Origin of the sequence: Streptomyces sp. W16 (assembly GCF_033194735.1) — a bacterium.
Classification (GTDB): Bacteria; Actinomycetota; Actinomycetes; order Streptomycetales; family Streptomycetaceae; genus Streptomyces.
Genome location: NZ_JAWOAI010001106.1, coordinates 1 through 1,185, shown reverse-complemented (window position 1 = coordinate 1,185; position 1,185 = coordinate 1). Strand labels below are relative to the sequence as shown.

Sequence of the window (1,185 nt, the reverse complement as noted above, 5' to 3'; positions counted from 1 at the left end):
TCGGCCGGGCCCGCGGTCCGTGCCTGGTCCACCAACTGCCGGAAGCGGTACACGTCGACCTGGTCCGGGCGGGCCTCCAGGAGGTAACCGCCGGAGCGCCGCACCAGGGACAACGGTTCCCGCGCGGTCTCGGCGGCCCGCTCGCACACCCGCCGGATCCGGGCGACATGGGCGTGCACGGCGCCGCGCGCCCCGTCCGGCACATGTGTACCCCAGACCCGCTCCATGACCACGTCCACCGCGACGGGCCGGCCGACGTCCACGGCCAGGGCGGCCATCACCGTACGGCGTTGCGGCGGTCCCACCTCCACCGCGCGCTCCCCTGCCAACAGTTCCACCGGCCCGAGCAACTGCACGTCCACCATGGTGTGTGCCTCCCCCTACACAAAGCCTCCTCCTTTCTTTCACGAACGTGTACGCGGCGCGACAAGGCTTCGACAAGGTTTCCAGCCACACTCCGGTGCCAGTCTGCTGGGGAGCGAACGGGCCCTGACCGAGGCCCTGTTCGGGCTTCACGGCAGGGCCGTCGCCTGGCGGCTGCGCAACAGGCAAACGGGGGCGAGAAGTGTGATCACACGGGAAGTGATGTCACCTGGGACACGGGTGCCGGTACGTCGGCCGGAGGCGTTACCGGCCGCCACGGGAAACGCCGGCGGAAGGAGTGTGCTGGAGGGCGCCTTCGCGTTGCTGGAGGCGGTGGAGCGGGCCGTGGAGGCGGGGCCGACGAGGCTGGCGTCGGACTGCGGGCTGCCCAAGACGACGGCGTACCGGCTGCTGGAACAGCTGGCGGACCTGGGCGCGGTCGAGCGGTGCGGGGGGAGTTACCGGGTGGGCCCGCGGATGTTCCGCCTGGGGCGGGCCTGGCAGCCGCATCCCCGGTTGCGGGCCGCCGCCCGGGAACCGATGCGCAGGCTGGCGCAGCTCACGGGTACGACGGTGGGGATCGCCGTGCTGTGGAAGGGCGAGACGCTGATGGTCGAGTGGTGTCCCGACGACGCCGAACGGCCCGATCCGCTGCAGACCCGGATGACCTGGCCGTGGTTCACCGCGGCGGGCAAGGTCCTGGTGGCCACCGCCGTCCCGGCACCGCTGCTGGGGCCGCTTCCCGCGTCCTGGGCGCGGGACGCCGCCGGGATCCGGGAGCAGGGTGCCGCGTTCGACCGGGAGGAAGTGGTGGGCGGGGTG

The 1,185-nt window shown here is 72.7% G+C and carries 1 protein-coding gene and 1 pseudogene; one reads left to right on the top strand and one right to left on the bottom strand.

From position 1 onward, the window contains the following. Nucleotides 1-365, bottom strand: a pseudogene (locus R6V09_RS53470) (winged helix-turn-helix domain-containing protein); the annotation flags it as partial. 298 nt (nucleotides 366-663) lie between these two features. On the opposite strand from R6V09_RS53470, the gene R6V09_RS53465 reads away from it, so the two are divergent. After that, nucleotides 664-1,185, top strand: a 522-nt coding sequence (locus R6V09_RS53465) for an IclR family transcriptional regulator (RefSeq protein ID WP_317888600.1), incomplete at its 3' end; no start/stop codon positions are given.